Origin of the sequence: Pseudomonas arsenicoxydans (genome assembly GCF_006438915.1) — a bacterium.
GTDB classification, from domain to species: domain Bacteria; phylum Pseudomonadota; class Gammaproteobacteria; order Pseudomonadales; family Pseudomonadaceae; genus Aquipseudomonas; species Aquipseudomonas arsenicoxydans_A.
Map to the genome: position 1 here is coordinate 395,586 of NZ_RCZE01000005.1, position 17,042 is coordinate 412,627.

11 protein-coding genes are annotated in these 17,042 nt (G+C 61.4%); 8 read left to right on the top strand and 3 right to left on the bottom strand.

What is annotated here, in order from left to right; all coding sequences use genetic code 11:
- Positions 1-79: 79 nt before the first annotated feature.
- Positions 80-562: a sigma-70 family RNA polymerase sigma factor gene (locus tag EAH78_RS13340; RefSeq protein ID WP_027925489.1), complete on the bottom strand. Its 483-nt coding sequence runs from the start codon at positions 560-562 to the stop codon at positions 80-82.
- A gap of 302 nt (positions 563-864) precedes the next feature.
- On the opposite strand from EAH78_RS13340, the gene EAH78_RS13345 reads away from it, so the two are divergent.
- Genes EAH78_RS13345 through EAH78_RS13355 form a run of 3 tightly spaced genes read left to right on the top strand, consistent with a single transcriptional unit; the run spans position 865 to position 5,413 of the window.
- Positions 865-2,037 carry an efflux RND transporter periplasmic adaptor subunit gene (locus EAH78_RS13345; RefSeq protein ID WP_140667938.1) on the top strand — a complete coding sequence of 391 codons (1,173 nt, stop codon included), beginning with the start codon at positions 865-867 and terminating at the stop codon, positions 2,035-2,037.
- On the top strand, positions 2,038-4,011 hold the full coding sequence (locus EAH78_RS13350; RefSeq protein ID WP_140667939.1) for a MacB family efflux pump subunit: 1,974 nt from the start codon (positions 2,038-2,040) through the stop codon (positions 4,009-4,011).
- A 7-nt stretch (positions 4,012-4,018) separates the two neighbouring features.
- Positions 4,019-5,413 (top strand): efflux transporter outer membrane subunit, encoded by a 1,395-nt coding sequence (locus EAH78_RS13355; RefSeq protein ID WP_140667940.1) that lies wholly within the window; start codon positions 4,019-4,021, stop codon positions 5,411-5,413.
- Positions 5,414-5,540: 127 nt separating this feature from the next.
- Here EAH78_RS13355 and EAH78_RS13360 read toward each other — a convergent pair whose 3' ends face one another.
- Positions 5,541-7,169: a PvdJ/PvdD/PvdP-like protein gene (locus tag EAH78_RS13360; RefSeq protein ID WP_140667941.1), complete on the bottom strand. Its 1,629-nt coding sequence runs from the start codon at positions 7,167-7,169 to the stop codon at positions 5,541-5,543.
- Between the two features lie 246 nt (positions 7,170-7,415).
- On the opposite strand from EAH78_RS13360, the gene pvdM reads away from it, so the two are divergent.
- The 5 genes from pvdM (at position 7,416) to EAH78_RS13390 (ending at position 15,754) form a co-directional block, all read left to right on the top strand.
- Positions 7,416-8,765, top strand: a complete 1,350-nt coding sequence (gene pvdM / locus EAH78_RS13365) for a pyoverdine-tailoring dipeptidase-like protein PvdM (RefSeq protein ID WP_140667942.1) — start codon at positions 7,416-7,418, stop codon at positions 8,763-8,765.
- Positions 8,766-8,793: 28 nt separating this feature from the next.
- On the top strand, positions 8,794-10,074 hold the full coding sequence (locus EAH78_RS13370; RefSeq protein ID WP_140667943.1) for an aminotransferase class V-fold PLP-dependent enzyme: 1,281 nt from the start codon (positions 8,794-8,796) through the stop codon (positions 10,072-10,074).
- A 163-nt stretch (positions 10,075-10,237) separates the two neighbouring features.
- A complete protein-coding gene (locus EAH78_RS13375) occupies positions 10,238-11,104 on the top strand; it encodes a formylglycine-generating enzyme family protein (RefSeq protein ID WP_140667944.1) in 867 nt (288 codons plus the stop codon).
- 247 nt (positions 11,105-11,351) lie between these two features.
- Complete coding sequence (locus EAH78_RS13380; RefSeq protein WP_140667945.1) at positions 11,352-13,001, top strand: cyclic peptide export ABC transporter; 1,650 nt, start codon at positions 11,352-11,354, stop codon at positions 12,999-13,001.
- Positions 13,002-13,276: 275 nt separating this feature from the next.
- A complete protein-coding gene (locus EAH78_RS13390) occupies positions 13,277-15,754 on the top strand; it encodes a TonB-dependent siderophore receptor (RefSeq protein WP_140667947.1) in 2,478 nt (825 codons plus the stop codon).
- Between the two features lie 257 nt (positions 15,755-16,011).
- Here EAH78_RS13390 and EAH78_RS13400 read toward each other — a convergent pair whose 3' ends face one another.
- Positions 16,012-16,968 carry an alpha/beta hydrolase gene (locus tag EAH78_RS13400; RefSeq protein WP_140667949.1) on the bottom strand — a complete coding sequence of 319 codons (957 nt, stop codon included), beginning with the start codon at positions 16,966-16,968 and terminating at the stop codon, positions 16,012-16,014.
- Positions 16,969-17,042 lie beyond the last annotated feature (74 nt).

A 17,042-nucleotide genomic window follows, 5' to 3' on the forward strand; every position in this document is an offset into this window, starting at 1 on the left:
CTGACCGGCCTTGGGCAGGACAGCAGGTCGTCTGTTGAGTAGGAACGAGGACAGTGAAATAAAATTTAATCGGCAGGGATCAATGGGCGTCCCACTGGCGCATCCGCACCCGGCAATGCTTCATCGCATTGACGATGTGCTTTTCCACCAGGGCCCGAGAAATACCCAGCTGTTCGGCGATCTCCGGGTGGGACAGGCCTTCGATCTTGCGCAACAGAAAACTCTCACGGCACAGCCGTGGCAGTTCCGCCAGGGCACGCTGGAGCATTTGCAGGCGCTGGCCGTGATCGAGGCAGTTGTGCGGGGATGGCGTGAAGTAGCGCTCTTCGGTGTCGAGCACGTCCAGCGACTCGACCTGACGCAGGGCATTGCGCCGATGGTCGTCGATCACCAGATTGAGGGCGGTGCGATACAGAAACGCCCGGGGCTGCTCGATGGGCGTGTCGCTGGAACGCTCCAGCACCCGCACATACGCGTCATGCACCACATCTTCGGCCACCTGTCGGTTGCCTAGCTTGGCGTTCAGGAAACACACCAGCTCGCGATAGTAGTTTTCCAACATGACTCCCGGCCGCACGGGTGCGGTGTCTGTCCTTGAGCCCCCTCGTCTACGGCCGAAATAGGCAGTGGCACGATAGTGGCAGTTCGAGGTGCGTAATTTATAGTAATTCTCATATAGATTTAAAGTACTGCTTGTCCTTGCCGCACAAATAGTCATGAGCTACAGGTGTAACCCTGTGTGTCCGCACCTAAATTCCACGCACCACTCCTCGTTTACAGGACAGCTCCCCGTCTCTGTCGACTGTCGCTGTTAGCTGCGCGCAGGTTGAACGACGGGCCGATACCCATTGGCCGGAACCCTGCATGAAACGTCCCCGACACACCCGACGCGCCCTGCTTGTAGCACTTAGCCTGATCCCCGTAATCGCCGTCGCCGCCTGGCAAATCATTCCGCCCGGTCGCGACAGGTTCGCCACCGTGGCCGTCAGCCGGGGCGACATCGAAAGCAGCGTCACCGCGTTGGGCACCCTGCAACCCCGGCGGTATGTCGACGTCGGTGCCCAGGCCTCCGGGCAGATCCACAAGATTCACGTGGAGGTCGGTGACGTGGTCAAGGAAGGTCAGTTGCTGGTGGAAATCGACCCGTCCACGCAACAGGCCAAACTCGACGCCGGACGTTTCTCCATCGAAAACCTCAAGGCGCAGCTCCAGGAGCAACGGGCCCTGCACGAACTCGCGCGGCAGAAATACCAGCGCCAGCAGAACCTCAAGGCCGGCGGCGCCACCCGTGAAGAAGACGTGCAAACCGCCCAGGCTGAACGGCGCGCCACGCAGGCGCGTATCGACATGTTCCAGGCGCAGATCCGTCAGGCCGAAGCCAGCCTGCGCAGCGATCAGGCTGAACTGGGTTACACGCGAATCTATGCGCCCATGTCCGGAACAGTCGTCGCCCTCGACGCCCGGGTCGGCCAGACGCTGAACGCGCAGCAGCAAACACCGCTGATTCTGCGTATCGCCAAATTGTCGCCGATGACCGTGTGGGCCGAAGTTTCGGAAGCCGACATCGGCCACGTCAAACCCGGCATGAACGCCTGGTTCACCACCCTCAGTGGTGACAGTCGCCGTTGGAGCAGCACGGTGCGGCAGATCCTGCCCGTACCGCCCAAGCCACTCGACCAGACCAGTCAGGGCGGCGGCAGCCCGGCCAGTTCGAGCAAAAGCGGCAGTGCCCGTGTGGTGCTGTACACCGTGTTGCTCGACGTCGATAACGCCGACAACGCGCTGATGGCCGAGATGACGACGCAGGTGTTTTTCGTGTCCGACCAGGCAAAAAATGTGCTCACCGCGCCCATCGCCGCGTTGCAGGGTGGAGCGGAACCAGACACCCAGACCGCACAAGTCGTGGCAAAAAATGGCAGCATCGAGCAGCGCGAGGTGCGCACCGGCATCAGTGATCGCCTGCGGGTGCAGATCCTCGATGGCCTGCGCGAAGGCGATCACCTGCTGATCGGCCCGGCCGACGGGAGTGGCGGCTGAATGCAGACGCCTCTGATCGACCTGCAAGGCATTCGCAAAGCCTACGGCGGCGGCGACTCCCCCGAAGTGCATGTGTTGCGCGGCATCGACTTGCAGATCCATGCCGGGGAGTTCGTGGCGATTGTCGGCGCCTCCGGGTCCGGAAAGTCGACGCTGATGAACATCCTCGGCTGCCTCGACCGCCCGACATCGGGCGAATACCGCTTCGCCGGGGAAAACGTCGCCGGGCTCGGCAGTGATGAACTGGCCTGGCTGCGCCGCGAAGCCTTCGGTTTTGTGTTCCAGGGTTATCACCTGATCCCGTCCGGCTCGGCCCAGGAAAACGTCGAGATGCCGGCCATTTACGCAGGTTTACCGGCCGCCGAACGCCATGCCCGCGCCGCCGCCCTGCTCGACCGTCTCGGTCTGGCCTCGCGCACCGGCAACCGTCCGCATCAACTCTCCGGCGGCCAGCAACAACGGGTGTCCATCGCCCGCGCCTTGATGAACGGCGGCCACATCATCCTCGCCGATGAGCCCACCGGTGCCCTCGACAGCCACAGCGGCGCCGAGGTCATGACCCTGCTCGATGAACTGGCGAGCCAGGGTCACGTGGTGATCCTGATCACCCATGACCGCGAAGTCGCGGCCCGGGCCAAGCGCATCATCGAAATCCGCGACGGCCTCATCATCAGCGACAGCGCCCGCGACAACCCTCAAGCCCAGACCTCAGCCAATCCCGGCGCGTTGCAAGCCGTGGATTTGCGCAAGCGTCTGAGCGAAGGCGCCGAAGCCACCGGCGCGTGGAAAGGCGAACTGATCGATGCGGTGCAAGCGGCGTGGCGGGTGATGTGGATCAACCGCTTCCGCACCGCGCTGACGCTGCTCGGGATCATCATCGGCGTGGCGTCGGTAGTGGTGATGCTCGCCGTCGGCGAAGGCAGCAAGCGCCAGGTCATGGCGCAAATGGGCGCCTTCGGTTCGAACATCATTTACCTCAGCGGTTCGGCGCCGAACCCGCGCACCGCGCCAGGCATCGTCACCCTCGACGACGTCGCGGCGGTGGCCAGCCTGCCGCAAGTGATGCGGATTATGCCGGTCAACGGTCAGGAAGCCGGGGTGCGTTTCGGCAACCTCGACCACTTGAGTTACGTCGGCGGCAACGACACTAACTTCCCGGCGATCTTCAACTGGCCGGTGGTCGAAGGCAGCTACTTCACCGAGGCCGATGAGCGAAACGCCGCAGCGGTCGCGGTGATCGGCCACAAAGTGCGAACCAAGTTACTCAAGGATGTCGCGGACCCCATCGGCCAATACATCCTGATCGAAAACGTGCCCTTCCAGGTGGTCGGGGTGCTCGCGGAAAAAGGCGCCAGTTCCGGCGATTCCGACAGCGACGACCGCATCGCCATCCCCTACTCCGCCGCCAGCGTCCGGCTATTCGGCACGCACAACCCGGAATACGTGGCCATCGCCGCCGCCGATGCGCGCAAGGTCAAGGAAACCGAAATCGCCATCGAACAATTGATGCTGCGCCTGCACAACGGCAAGAAGGATTTCGAACTGACCAACAACGCGGCGATGATCCAGGCCGAAGCACGCACGCAAAATACCCTGTCACTGATGCTAGGCTCGATTGCAGCCATTTCCTTGCTGGTGGGCGGCATCGGTGTGATGAACATCATGTTGATGACCGTGCGCGAACGTACCCGCGAGATCGGTATCCGCATGGCTACCGGGGCCCGGCAGCGCGACATCCTCCGGCAGTTTTTGACCGAGGCAGTGATGCTCTCGGTGGTCGGCGGGCTGGCCGGGATCGCTTTGGCGCTGATCGTCGGCGGTGTGTTGATTCTCAGCGAAGTCGCTGTCGCATTCTCCTTGATAGCGGTGCTCGGCGCCTTTGGTTGCGCCCTGGTCACCGGTGTTGTCTTCGGCTTCATGCCGGCCCGCAAAGCTGCCCGACTCGACCCGGTCACGGCCCTTACCAGTGAATGATTTCTCCATGAAGCCGCCACTCAGTCTGTTGACGCTCTGCCTGTTGCTCGGCGCTTGCGGCACACCCGCCCAGCGCCCGGACGCCGGTATCGTGCCGCCCGTTTCCTGGCAATCGCCGCACACGCAAGACGCCGTGCGCAGCAACCCGCAATGGTGGACGCAGTTCGGCAGCCCGCAACTGGACCGATTGATCGACCAGGCGCGAGTCGGCAGTTTCGATCTGGCCGCGGCCATCGCCCGGGTGCGTCAGGCCCAGGCCGAAACAGTGGTGGCCGGCGGTTCGCAGCTGCCGGAAGTTACGGCGGGGGTAAATGCCAATCGCCAAAAACTGATGCGCGGCAATGGCTACAGCCAATTGGATGCCGACAGCGATAACAGCGCCGTGGACTATTTCAACGCCAACCTCAGCGCCAGCTACGAAATCGATTTCTGGGGCGGCCAACGTGCTTCCCGCGACAGCGCGCAATTTGCCTTGCAGGCCAGCCAGTTCGATCAGGCGACGGTGGAACTGACGCTGCTCAGCAGTGTTGCCAGCGGCTACGCGCAAACCCTGTCCCTGCGCGAACAGAGCCGCATCGCCGAGTTGAACCTGGCGAATGCGCAGAACGTGTTGAAGCTGGTGCAGACGCGCTTTGATTCAGGCTCGGCGACGGCGCTGGAATTGGCGCAGCAGAAAAGCCTGGTCGCCGCGCAACAACGGCAATTGCCGCTGGTGCAGCAACAGGCGCAGGACGCGTCGATCAACCTTGCCGCCCTGCTCGGCCGACCGGTTCAGGCGTTGGCATTGGGTCAGGAAAACTTTGATCAGCTGTCATGGCCGACCATTGGCGCCGGCCTGCCCAGCGAACTGATGAGCCGTCGACCGGACATTGCCCGTGCCGAGGCGCAACTGGCGGCGGCGCAGGCGGATGTCACCGTGGCCCGCGCGGCGATGTTGCCGACCGTGACGTTGAGCGCCGAAATCGGTTCGGGCGCGGATCGCGCGTCGGACATTCTGCGCAGTCCGTTCTATAACCTCACCGCCGGGCTGCTTGCGCCAGTGTTCAACAACGGACGCTTGGGTGCCGCGCGCGACAAGGCCACGGCCCGTCAGGAAGAGCTGTTGGAGAATTACCGTGGAGCGATCATTAACGGTTTCGCCGACGTCGAACAAGCGCTGAACAGCATTCGCGGGCTGGATGAACAGCGGCACTGGCAAGGTGAAGAACTGAAGCAGGCGCAGACCGCGTTCGACATTGCGCAGAGTCGCTATCAGGCCGGCGCCGAGGATTGGCTGACGGTGCTGGAGACGCAACGCACGTTGTATGCGGCGCAGGATTTGAATGTGCAGCTGCGGTTGTCGCGGTTGCAGGCGAGTATTGCGCTGTACAAGGCGTTGGGTGGGGGGTGGCAGGTTTTTTGATGGCGGTGTCTGTTCGGCCGCCTTCGCGAGCAAGCCCGCTCCCACATTTGACCCCATTCTCATGTGAGAACTCGGTCGAATGTGGGAGCGGGCTTGCTCGCGAAGAACGATAACGCGGTCTGACTGATTAACTGATAACCGGTTTAGCCTTCAAATGCCGCGCATACCAGGGCCGCTGCGGCACCTTGCGGAACAAGTCAGCGAGCTTCTTCTCATCCTCGCCAAAGGTTATCCGCAGCGCCATCTTCATGGTTTCCGGGTCCATTTCCACTGACTTGCCCGCCTGCAACCCCGGCGTGGTGCTGCAGCCGTGGGTGCTCGGCCCGAGCCACGGATCATCGACTTCCACCCAACGCCCCGGGGCAAACCACGCCACGCCATTGACCTCCAGCCGACTCACCTGCCCCGGGTGAAAGCGCTCGTGCGCACGAAACCAGTCTTCCAGTCGATCATCGATCCAGCCATGGAAATGCCAGAACACCGGGTTCACATGGGACGAAAACGGGTCACCGAGGAAGTCGTTTTCCGGCGCAAACCAGCGTGCGGAAAAATCTGATGGATCCCGGGCGAACGGTACCGGATGGCCATTGGACGGATCACGCGGCACCGAAGCCCAGCGCATGTGCAGCCAGTCGTGTAGGCCCAATTCAACCTCTGAACCGAACTGCCCCAAGGTCAGCTTCGACAGGTAACGCGGGTCGCGGTAGCGCGACTCCCAGACCTGGAAGTTGCTGTGATAAGTCTCGGCGGTCTTGATGTCACTGACCCACTGCGAGTATTCGGCATCGTCATCAGCCAGCCAGGTCGGCGGCAGCGCCCTGCCGTCGTGGTTGTCGCAGTACTGGGCGAAGCCGATGCGGTCACGGACCAGTTCCGGTTGCGGCAACGGAAAGTGCTGCCACGACGGCAGGTCCTGCATCGACCGCGCCGTGCCGAGCATGTGCCGGTGCATGAAGAAAAAATCCACGCCCGAGCCGTTGCGATCCTTGCGCGCACCGCGAGCATCGCGCTCCTTGTCACGCGGCCCCGGTTGCCAGCCGAGGCCACGCAGGGCATTGCGTTTGTCTTCGGCAAGGGTGTGCCATTTGTCCCGCGAGGCATGCCAGAGCTGGTGAAACAGCCGGTGCTCGGGGGAAATCAGCCAGGCCAGCAGCGGCGCATTCAGCCCGGCACGCTCGCGGGCTTCGGGGAAGATGCGTTTGACCGCGATGAAGCGGTTGTCCTGCGCGGTCATCATCAGCGGTCGATCGAGGTTCAATACGCGACCGCTGAGGCTGCCGCTGCCGGCGTTGCCGAACCCGGCCCAGACTTCGTCCAGGGTCATGCTGAATTCGTAATCGGGGGTGCCGTTGGCCACGTCGGCACTGACCAGTCGCCAACTCAATTGCGCCGCTTTGGCCTCGGCCAGATCGCCCAGCACCCGATAGCGCGGTGTCTCGTTGGAACGCAAACGCTCGGCCGTGTCGAGAAATCCGATCAAGCCGCGCCCTTTGTGGCCGACGTCCAGAAACACTTCCAGACCGTCGCGAGGCAAACCTTCAATCCCGGCATCACGCCCTTCAAAACGAATCTGCCAGACGCCCCGCAGCGTATCCGCCAACCGCTGGCCGGCGACATCCGCCACATCAAAAGACGCTTCGCCGGGGGTGATCGTCGGATCCGCTTTCGTCCATTCGCGATGCCCATAAAAAGCCGCAGGCACGGCAGCACCGGTCAGCGCCAGGCCTGCTATGAACCCTCGTCGAGAAATCGTCATTGCCCTACCTGTGTCAGCCATGAAGCAGGCTTTATCCAAGCTAGAACGTTTTCCCCCTCCGAAAATTTAGAAGCTTCGCGAGCAAGCCCGCTCCCACATTTGATCTGCGTATACCTCGATCCAATGTGGGAGCGGGCTTGCTCGCGAAGAGGCCGGCAGATTCACCTAAATTATCGGATCAACCACTCGTCCATCCCAGATAGCAAAGCCCCCCACACCGGGGCAACGAACCTGACTGAGATGAACATGAAAACACCCCGTTCAAAAAAGGCGTTGTACCTCTGCCTGCCCCTGGCGCTGGCCATCAGCGCCGGTGCCGGCTATGCCGTCTGGGATCATTGGTTCAAAGACAACCCCGGCTACCCGGTCAAAGTCATGCAGCAGGCCGATGAACTGCAAACGCGTATCCTCTCCTTCGACAGCCACGTCACCGTGCCCCTCGACTTCGGCACCGCCGGCAATGAAGCCGACAAGGATGGCAGCGGCCAGTTCGACCTGGTCAAAACCGGACGCGGACGCCTGTCCGGCGCGGCCCTGACTATCTTCGGCTGGCCGGAAATCTGGAACGGCGCCAACGCCCCGCACCGCCCCACCGCCGGTTTCGTCGACGAAGCCCGGTTCGAGCAGGAAACCCGCTATAAAATCATCAGCGCCATGGTTCGCGATTTCCCCAACCAGGTCGCCATCGCCTACACCCCCGACGACTTCCGGCGCTTGCACGGCGAAGGCAAGTTCGCAGTGTTCATGAGCATGCTCAACGCCTACCCGCTGGGCAACGACCTCAACGCTCTGGACAAGTGGGCCGCCCGTGGCATGCGCATGTTCGGTTTCAGTTACGTGGGCAACAACGCCTGGGCCGACTCGTCGCGCCCGCTGCCGTTTTTCAATGATTCGCGCGATGCCCTCGGCGGTCTGTCGGACATCGGCAAACAAGCCGTGCACCGCCTCAACGACCTCGGCGTGATCATCGATGTCTCGCAGATGTCGACCAAAGCCCTGGAACAAGTCGCGCAACTGAGCCGCACACCGATGGTCGCTTCGCACTCAGCGCCGCGTGCGCTGGTGGACATTCCGCGCAACCTCAGCGACCCGGAAATGCAGCTGATCAAGAACAGCGGCGGCGTGGTGCAGATCGTCGGTTTCCCGACCTACATCCGCCCCTTGAGCCAAACCACCCAGGACAAACTCAATGCCCTGCGCGCCCGCTTCGACCTGCAACCGCTGCAAGGCCTGGAGATGGCGCTGATGCCTGGCGACCCGGTGATCACCGTCTGGTCCGCGCAGCGCTTCGGCGAATACGCCAGCCAGCTCTACGCAATTGTCGACGAAGAACCGAAAGCCACGCTCAAGGACTACGGCGACGCGATTGATTACGCGGTGAAGAAAATCGGCATCGATCATGTCGGTATCAGCTCCGACTTCAACGACGGCGGTGGCCTCGAGGGCTGGAAGGATGTCAGCGAAGCGCGCAACGTCACGGCCGAACTGATCAGTCGCGGCTACAGCGAGGCCGATATCGCCAAACTGTGGGGCGGCAATTTCCTGCGGGTCTGGGACCAGGTGCAGAAGTCTTCCCGGCCGGTGGCGAACAACTGAATCCCCTTTGCAAAAGCGAACCTTGCTGATGACCAACCGTCGTTCATTCCTCAAGCAGGCCGGGATTCTCGCGGCCGGCCTGCCCCTGAGCAGCGCTGTGATAGTGCCTGCACGGGCTGCCACGGCGCAGCCGCTGCCCAAGGACAAGTGGGCGCATTTGCGCCAACTTTTCGATCAGGACCCGGACTATTTGCACTTCGCCAACTTTCTGGTGACATCGCACCCGCGACCGGTGCGCGAGGCCATCGAGCGGCACCGCGCCAACCTCGACCGCAACCCTGGTCGGGCGATGGACTGGGACCTCGGCGAAACGGAAAAACGCGAACAGGACGTGCGCGTCTGGGCCGGGCGTTACCTCAAGGCCAAACCCGAGCAGATCGCCCTCACCGGCAACACCACCGAAGGCTTGTCGCTGATCTACAGCGGCATTCATGTGCGTCCGGATCAGGAAATCCTCACCACCGAGCACGAACATTACGCCACGAACTATGCGCTGGATTACCGTCAGCAAAAGGACGGGGTCCAGGTGCGCAAGCTCAAGTTGTTCGAGAATAGCCGCGACGTGTCCGTCGACGAAGTACTCGGTTCCATTGCCAAAGGCATCCGCCTGCACACCCGCGTGCTCGGCATGACCTGGGTGCAATCCGGCAGTGGCGTGAAATTGCCGATCGGTGAGATTGGCAAACTGGTGGACGAACAGAACCGCAATCGCGACGACAAGGACCGCATTCTGTATGTGGTCGACGGCGTGCACGGTTTTGGCGTCGAAGACCTCGACTTCCCCGACATGCACTGCGACTTCTTTATCGCCGGCACTCATAAATGGATGTTCGGCCCGCGCGGCACCGGGATCATTTGCGCCCGATCCGCCGAGCTCAAGGACGTGACGCCGACCATTCCGACCTTCTCCGAAGCCACCACCTTCTCGACGATCATGACCCCCGGCGGCTATCACAGCTTTGAACACCGCTGGGCGCTGGACGAGGCGTTCAAGTTGCATCTGGAGCTGGGCAAGGCCGAGGTGCAGGCGCGGATTCATGCGCTCAATACCTATGCGAAAACCCGCTTGCTGGAAAACCCGCGGATCGAACTGGTCACGCCAAAGAGCCCTGACCTGTCCGCCGGCTTCACCTTCTTCCGCATCAAGGACCGCGACTGCGAACAAGTCGCCGCCCGGTTGATGGAAAACCGCGTGGTCTGCGACTCGGTGGAGCGCGATGTCGGCCCGGTGATCCGTATTGCGCCTGGCTTGCTCAACACCGAAGAGCAGATCGACCGCTTCATGACCCTGCTGAACAAAACCGCATGACGCTTATGCCCTCTGTGGCGAGGGAGCTTGCTCCCGGTGGGCCGCGTAGCGGTCCCAAAAGAAAGGGCCTGCTGCGCAGGCCAGCGGGAGCAAGCTCCCTCGCCACAATGATTCGTCGCCCTTTAAGCGTGACACCCCGATTTCTCTTTACTCGAGATGACTCATGAACCGAGATCAATTGACTCTGCCGTTCAAGGCCCTGGCCCTGACCGCACTTATGATCGGAGGCGCCCAGGCCGCCACCCCGCCGCTCCCCGGCAAGGTATTCAAGGACTGCCGCGACTGCCCGGAAATGGTGGTACTGCCCGCCGGCACCTTCAGCATGGGCACACCGGACGATGAAGTCGGCCGCGAGCCCGACGAAGGCCCGATGCACGACGTGACCTTCGCCAAACCGTTCGCCATGAGCCGCTTCCAGGTCACCGCCGGTGAATGGGACAGCTACTTGCGCGAGAGCGGCGTGATCATTGCCAATGGCGATACCCGGCCGGGCCGCGAGTGCGTGGCCAGCAAACCACGTTATCCGCAGACACCGCGCCAGCCTGCGGTGTGCATGAACTTCGATGACGTGAAGAATTACGTCGCCTGGTTGTCGAAAAAAACCGGGCAGAACTACCACATGGTCAGCGAAGCCCAACGGGAATACGCCGCTCGGGGTGGCACCAAGGGCGCGTTCCCTTTCCCCTTCGATGAGGGCAAGGAATACAGCATCGCCAGGCACGCCAACACCTACGGCCCGGCGGACGGTTACAGCTACAGTTCGCCCGTTGGCAGCTACCCGCCGAACGCGTTTGGCATGTATGACATGCATGGCAACGTTTATGAATGGGTCGAAGACTGCGAACACCCGGACTACGTCGGTGCGCCTGCCGATGGCAGCGCGTGGGTAGAGGCCAACTGCGAAGCCGTGCGCATTCGCGGCAATGACTGGGGTGAAGCGCCGGTGTTTTCACGCTCGGGCAACCGCAATAGCCAGTACCCGCAAGAGCGCGGAGACTGGATGGGTTTCCGCGTGGTGCGGGATCTCTAAGTTATTCAGACTCACCGCGTAATCGTTCTTCGCGAGCAAGCCCGCTCCCACATTAGACCGAGTTCTCATATGAGAGTGGGGTCGAATGTGGGAGCGGGCTTGCTCGCGAAGACGGACTATCCGTCGACATAGCCATTTATTGGTAGACCGCCATCGCGCAGCACCACCAGTCGGCACCCGGCTAAATTAAGCCCTCGATCAGACGTTCTACTGGGTATCTGCCTTTCCACCCAAGGAACCGTCCTCCATGACCCAGCCTCCCCGTGGCGCCATCGGCGAATTGTTCGCCCTGTTGAAACCCTTTCGGCTGATCGTCGCTGCGTCCATTTTCCTGGGCATGGTCGGCGGCCTGAGCGTCACGGTCTTACTGGCGACCATCAACAACGCCCTGCATTCGGACACCGGCCTGACCCAGGGCGTGGTCGCGCTGTTCGCCGGCCTGTGCCTGCTGGCGCTGTTGAGTTCGATCTGCTCCGACATCGGCACCAACTACGTTGGCCAGCACATCATCGCCAAGCTGCGTAAACAGTTGGGCGAAAAAGTCCTGTCGGCACCCATCGAGCAGATCGAGCGCTACCGCAGCCATCGGCTGATCCCGGTGCTGACCCACGACGTCGACACCATCAGCGACTTCGCTTTCGCCTTCGCCCCGCTGGCGATTTCCGTGACCGTGACCCTCGGTTGCATGGGTTACCTGGCCATCCTGTCGTGGCCGATGTTCCTGATCATGGTGGCCGCTATCCTGATCGGCACGGCGATTCAGGCCTACGCCCAGAGCAAAGGCGTGCAAGGTTTCATGGCCGCTCGTGACGCCGAAGACGAATTGCAAAAGCACTACAACGCGATTGCCGAAGGCGCCAAGGAACTGCGCATCCATCGTCCGCGCCGCCAGCGCATGTTTGTCTCGGGCATCAAGGCCACCGCCGAATTCATCTGCAACACCCAGGTGCGTTCGATCAACACGTTCGTGATCGCCAAGACCTTTGGCTCGATGCTGTTTTTCGTGGTGATCGGTCTGGCACTGGCGCTGCAAACCTTCTGGCCGAGCGCCGATAAAACCGTGATGAGCGGTTTCGTGTTGGTGCTGCTGTACATGAAAGGCCCGCTGGAACATTTGATCAGCACCCTGCCGATTGTCAGCCGTGCGCAGATCGCATTCCGCCGCATTGCCGAGCTGTCCGAACAGTTTTCCACCCCTGAACCGCATCTGCTGTTGAGCGATCAGGGCCAGGTCAAACAGGCTGTGGACGAACTGAAACTGGCCGATGTGCGTTTCGCTTTCCCGGCCGTTGAAGGTGCGGCGCCGTTCCAGCTCGGGCCGGTCAACCTGACGATCAAGCAAGGCGACATCACCTTTATCGTCGGCGAGAACGGCTGCGGCAAGACCACGCTGATCAAGTTGCTGCTGGGCCTGTACACGCCGCAGCAGGGCGCGATCAGCGTCAACGGCGAGGCCATCGACGCGCAGAATCGCGATGACTATCGCCAGCTGTTCACCACGATTTTCGCCGACTACTACCTGTTCGATGATGTGGTTCAGGGTGATACGTACATCCCCGAAGACGCCAACCAATACCTGCAACGGCTGGAGATCGCGCACAAGGTCAGCGTCAAGGACGGCAACTTCACCACCACCGACCTCTCTACCGGCCAGCGCAAACGCCTGGCGCTGGTCAATGCGTGGCTGGAGGAACGTCCGGTGCTGGTGTTCGATGAATGGGCGGCGGATCAGGACCCGACCTTCCGCCGGATCTTCTACACCGAGCTACTGCCGGACCTCAAACGCCTGGGCAAGACCATCATCGTGATTTCCCACGATGACCGTTATTTCGACGTCGCCGATCAACTGGTGCGCATGGAAAGCGGCCGGGTGGTCACCGAACTGGCCCCTGCCTGACAGCAAAAACCGAAGCTGAACCAACCCTTGTGGCGAGGGAGCTTGCTCCCGCTGGACTGCGCAGCAGGCCCTTCTTTTTGGGTAAAGATCGGGGCCGCTTCGCGTCCCAGCGGGAGCAAGCTCCCTCGCCACAGAACCGCAAAATATCCTCTCATTTCATCTTTCTGAAATTTATTTCTCAGGTTTCTTTCCGGTTTTACGTCCACGCCGCGTCTTAATAATCATTCTTATTAACAATAACTTTGCACAAGACTTTTCAGGAGCTCAGGTAAGTAATGCGACCTCAACCACGCCGCACACCTCTCGCGCTGGCCGTCCAGCGACCGACTTTGCATCGCACCCTGTTTAAAAGCGTATTGCTGACCGCCACCTTGCTGGGGAGCTCGATGGCCAATGCTGCACCTGTAAAAGTGAATATTGCCGTCCAGCCGCTTTCCAATGCGCTGACCGAACTCGGCATGCAGACCAATCTGCAGATCCTTTACAGCCCGGACCAGGTGGCTGGCATCAAGTCCCGTGCAGTGTCCGGTTCGCTGGAACCGTCTGACGCTCTGAAGACTCTGCTGCAAGGCACCGGCATTTCGTTCCAGATCAACGGCAACACCGTGACCCTGATGTCCGGTGGCGGTTCGAGCCTGCAACTGGGCGCGACGACCATTTCCGGCCAGGCCCTGGGCCTGACCACGGAAGACACCGGCTCGTACACCACCGGCGCCACCACCTCCGCGACCGGGCTGCCGCTGACCCTTCGTGAAACCCCGCAATCGGTCACCGTGGTGACGCGTCAGCAGATGGACGATCGCGGCGTACAGAGCGTGTCTGACGCCTTGCGCAACACCCCCGGCGTGACGATGCAGAAGTACGACAGTGACCGCACCGAGTTTTCCGCCCGTGGCTTTGCCATCACCAACTTCCAGTACGACGGCGTCAACATTCCCTACGACGGCGTGTACGGTGAAAACCCGAACAACGGCGACGACGCGGCCAGCCTCGACCGCATCGAAGTCGTCAAAGGCGCTACCGGCCTGATGACCGGCGCGGGCGACCCGTCTGCCACCGTCAACCTGATCCGCAAAAAACCGACCAAGGAATTCAAGGCCTCGGTCAGCGCCACCGCCGGTTCCTGGGACAATTACCGCACCGAAGGCGACATCTCCGGTTCGCTGACCGATACCGGCAACGTACGGGGTCGCTTCGTCGGCGCCTACCAGGACAAAGACTCGTACATCGACCACTACAGCCAGAAAAAAGACATCTTCTACGGCATCCTCGAAGCCGATCTGACGGACGATACCTTGCTGACATTTGGTATCGACAACTCCAGTGTCACTCCACGCGGCAGTACCTGGACCGGCAACGCCCCGTACTTCACCGACGGCAGCCGTACCGACTTCTCGCGCAGCTTCAACCCGGGTGCCAACTGGAGCCGCCGCGATTTCGACAGCACGACTTACTTCGCGTCGCTTGAACAAGCGCTGGCCAATGGCTGGAAATTCAAGGCCAGCTTCGACCAGAAAACCACCGATCACGACACCCAACTGGCCTCGGCCAGCGGTGGCTCCGCAGACCCTGTCACGGGCGAAGGCAACTTCCTGTACTGGGGTCGCTGGGAAGGTCATCGCGTGCAGAACTCCGGTGACGTGAACATCTCCGGTCCGTTCTCGCTGGGTGGTCGCGAGCATGAACTGGTCGCCGGTTTCATGGCGGCCCACTCGCGCCAGACCGGTGCGACCTACGACACCAGCGCGTTCGAACGGGTGCCAGGCAGCATCTTCGACTGGAACGGCCACCTGCCGAAACAGGAGTTCCCGAAAAACGGCAAGTACGAACGCACCCAAAGCCAGAACGGTATCTACATGGCCACGCGCCTGCGCCCGACCGACGACCTGTCGTTCATCCTCGGCGGCCGTTTGAGCACCTTCAAGTACAACGAAGATTACTCGTACTATCCGGGGGCAACCCTGACCGACACCCATGCCAGCTACAAGGAACATGGCGTTGTCACGCCGTACGCCGGTGTGGTCTATGACCTGAACGATACGTACTCGGTGTATGCCAGCTACACCAAGATCTACCAGCCACAAATCTACCTGGACGCAAGCGGTTCGACCCTCGATCCGGTTGAAGGCGACAGCTACGAGACGGGCCTGAAAGCGGCTTACTTCGAAGGCAAACTCAACGCCACCTTTGCCTTGTTCCAGATCAATCAGGACAACGTTGCCCAGTACGTCACAACCGACGTCGGCACCGGTCGAGACGTCTATGAAGCCATCTCCGGCGCCACCACCAAAGGCGTGGAAATGGAACTGGCTGGCGAGCTGGCCGAGGGCTGGAACCTGTCGGCCGGCTACACCTACGCCCGCACCCGCGACAAGGACGAGCAACGTATCTACGGTTTCCCGCTGGCCTCCAGCAAACCGGAACACGTCGTGCGCACCTTCACCACCTACCGCCTGCCGGGCGCGCTGGACCAGTTCACCGTCGGTGGCGGCGTCAGCTGGCAGAGCGCGTTCTACGGCCAGAGCTTCAGCCCGAACGTGGGTAACGGCGAAGGCGGCAGCACCCTGCTCAAGCAAGGCGGCTACACCCTCGTCGACCTGATGACCCGCTATCAGTACGACGAGCACCTGAGCTTCACCGCCAATGCCAACAACGTCTTCGACAAGAAGTACATGTCTGGCCTGGGCAACTTCGGTACGACGTTCTCCGGCGAGCCGCGTAACCTGCAGATCATGGCCAAGTATGATTTCTGAGGGGTGAGCTGAAATGAAAAATACCCGTGCCGTGAGGTGCGGGTATTTTTTTTCTGGGGTATTTGTGTTGGATGTCAGGCCGCCTTCGCGAGCAAGCCCGCTCCCACATTCGACCGATTTCTCATATGAGAGTGGGGCCGAATGTGGGAGCGGGCTTGCTCGCGAAGGCGATAGTGGCTCCACCATAGTTCCCTCCGGCCAGGCACAAAAAAACCGTCACCCCTGATCCAGGCATGGCGGTTTTTTTTCAGGTCATTTCACACCCGCGAACGCACCCACCCCGCCACTTCAGCGTGAATCCCCTCAACCTCCCCCAACAATCCCGCCATGCGCATAAAGTCATGGGTCATCCCGGGCTGCTCGAGCAACGTCACCTCATTCCCCGCCGCGCGCAACCGTTCGGCATAGGCCAGCCCTTCGTCATGCAGCGGATCATACCCGGCCAGGTACACCAGCGCCGGGGCCACACCGGATAAATCCGCCACCAGCAATGGCGAGCAGCGCCAGTCCGCGAGGTCCTGCGGTGTGCGCCCGTAATGCGCATAGAACCAATCCAGCGTCGGCGTTTCCAGCAGATAACCCTCTGCGAAATCCCGATGGGATGCACGCTGGGTCGTCGCATCCGTCACCGGGTACAACAACACCTGCGCCTTGGGTTTCAGCGCCAATTCCTCAGGCTCACGCACCGCCATGATCGACAGCACCGTGGCCAATGTCGCGCCCACGCTGTCACCAACCAATGCCACCCGATTGGCATCCAGCCCTCGTGCCGCGCCTTCACGCACAAGCCAGTTGGCGGCGTCGCAAGCGTCCTGCACCGGCGTCGGGAAACGCCATTCCGGTGCCAGTCGATAATCCACCGCCAGCAACGCAAAACCACCCTGCGAGGCCAGTCGCCGGCACAGTGCGTCATGGGAATCGAGGCTGCCGACCACATAGCCGCCGCCATGAAAATACAACACGACCGGTTGCAAGCCCTCGACCGCTTGCCCGTCGCGATACACCCTTGCCGACAGGCTATGACCGTAGCGGGCAGCAATGGTGAAATTTTCACAGACCACGGTGTCCAGCGGCACATCGAGAAACCCCGACGACGCTTCAAAATCGATCCGCGCCTGTTGCGGCGATTGCTCATGCATCGCGCGGCTTTTGCCGGTCATCCGGCCGAACTCGGCGAGTTCGAGAAATGCTTCAAGTTCTGGCAATACGGCCATGGGATGAATCCTTCACACAAAGAGAACATTAATCGGGCACTACACAAAACTGGAAACCAGCGAACCCCTGTGGC

Bases quoted from the DNA above. Each gene is read 5' to 3' on its own strand.
- pvdM (WP_140667942.1), top strand. From the start codon at position 7,416: ATGAAAACACCCCGTTCAAAAAAGGCGTTGTACCTCTGCCTGCCCCTG.
- EAH78_RS13350 (WP_140667939.1), top strand. From the start codon at position 2,038: ATGCAGACGCCTCTGATCGACCTGCAAGGCATTCGCAAAGCCTACGGC.
- EAH78_RS13390 (WP_140667947.1), top strand. From the start codon at position 13,277: ATGCGACCTCAACCACGCCGCACACCTCTCGCGCTGGCCGTCCAGCGA.
- EAH78_RS13345 (WP_140667938.1), top strand. From the start codon at position 865: ATGAAACGTCCCCGACACACCCGACGCGCCCTGCTTGTAGCACTTAGC.
- EAH78_RS13400 (WP_140667949.1), bottom strand. From the start codon at position 16,968: ATGGCCGTATTGCCAGAACTTGAAGCATTTCTCGAACTCGCCGAGTTC.
- EAH78_RS13340 (WP_027925489.1), bottom strand. From the start codon at position 562: ATGTTGGAAAACTACTATCGCGAGCTGGTGTGTTTCCTGAACGCCAAG.
- EAH78_RS13380 (WP_140667945.1), top strand. From the start codon at position 11,352: ATGACCCAGCCTCCCCGTGGCGCCATCGGCGAATTGTTCGCCCTGTTG.
- EAH78_RS13370 (WP_140667943.1), top strand. From the start codon at position 8,794: ATGACCAACCGTCGTTCATTCCTCAAGCAGGCCGGGATTCTCGCGGCC.
- EAH78_RS13355 (WP_140667940.1), top strand. From the start codon at position 4,019: ATGAAGCCGCCACTCAGTCTGTTGACGCTCTGCCTGTTGCTCGGCGCT.
- EAH78_RS13360 (WP_140667941.1), bottom strand. From the start codon at position 7,169: ATGACGATTTCTCGACGAGGGTTCATAGCAGGCCTGGCGCTGACCGGT.
- EAH78_RS13375 (WP_140667944.1), top strand. From the start codon at position 10,238: ATGAACCGAGATCAATTGACTCTGCCGTTCAAGGCCCTGGCCCTGACC.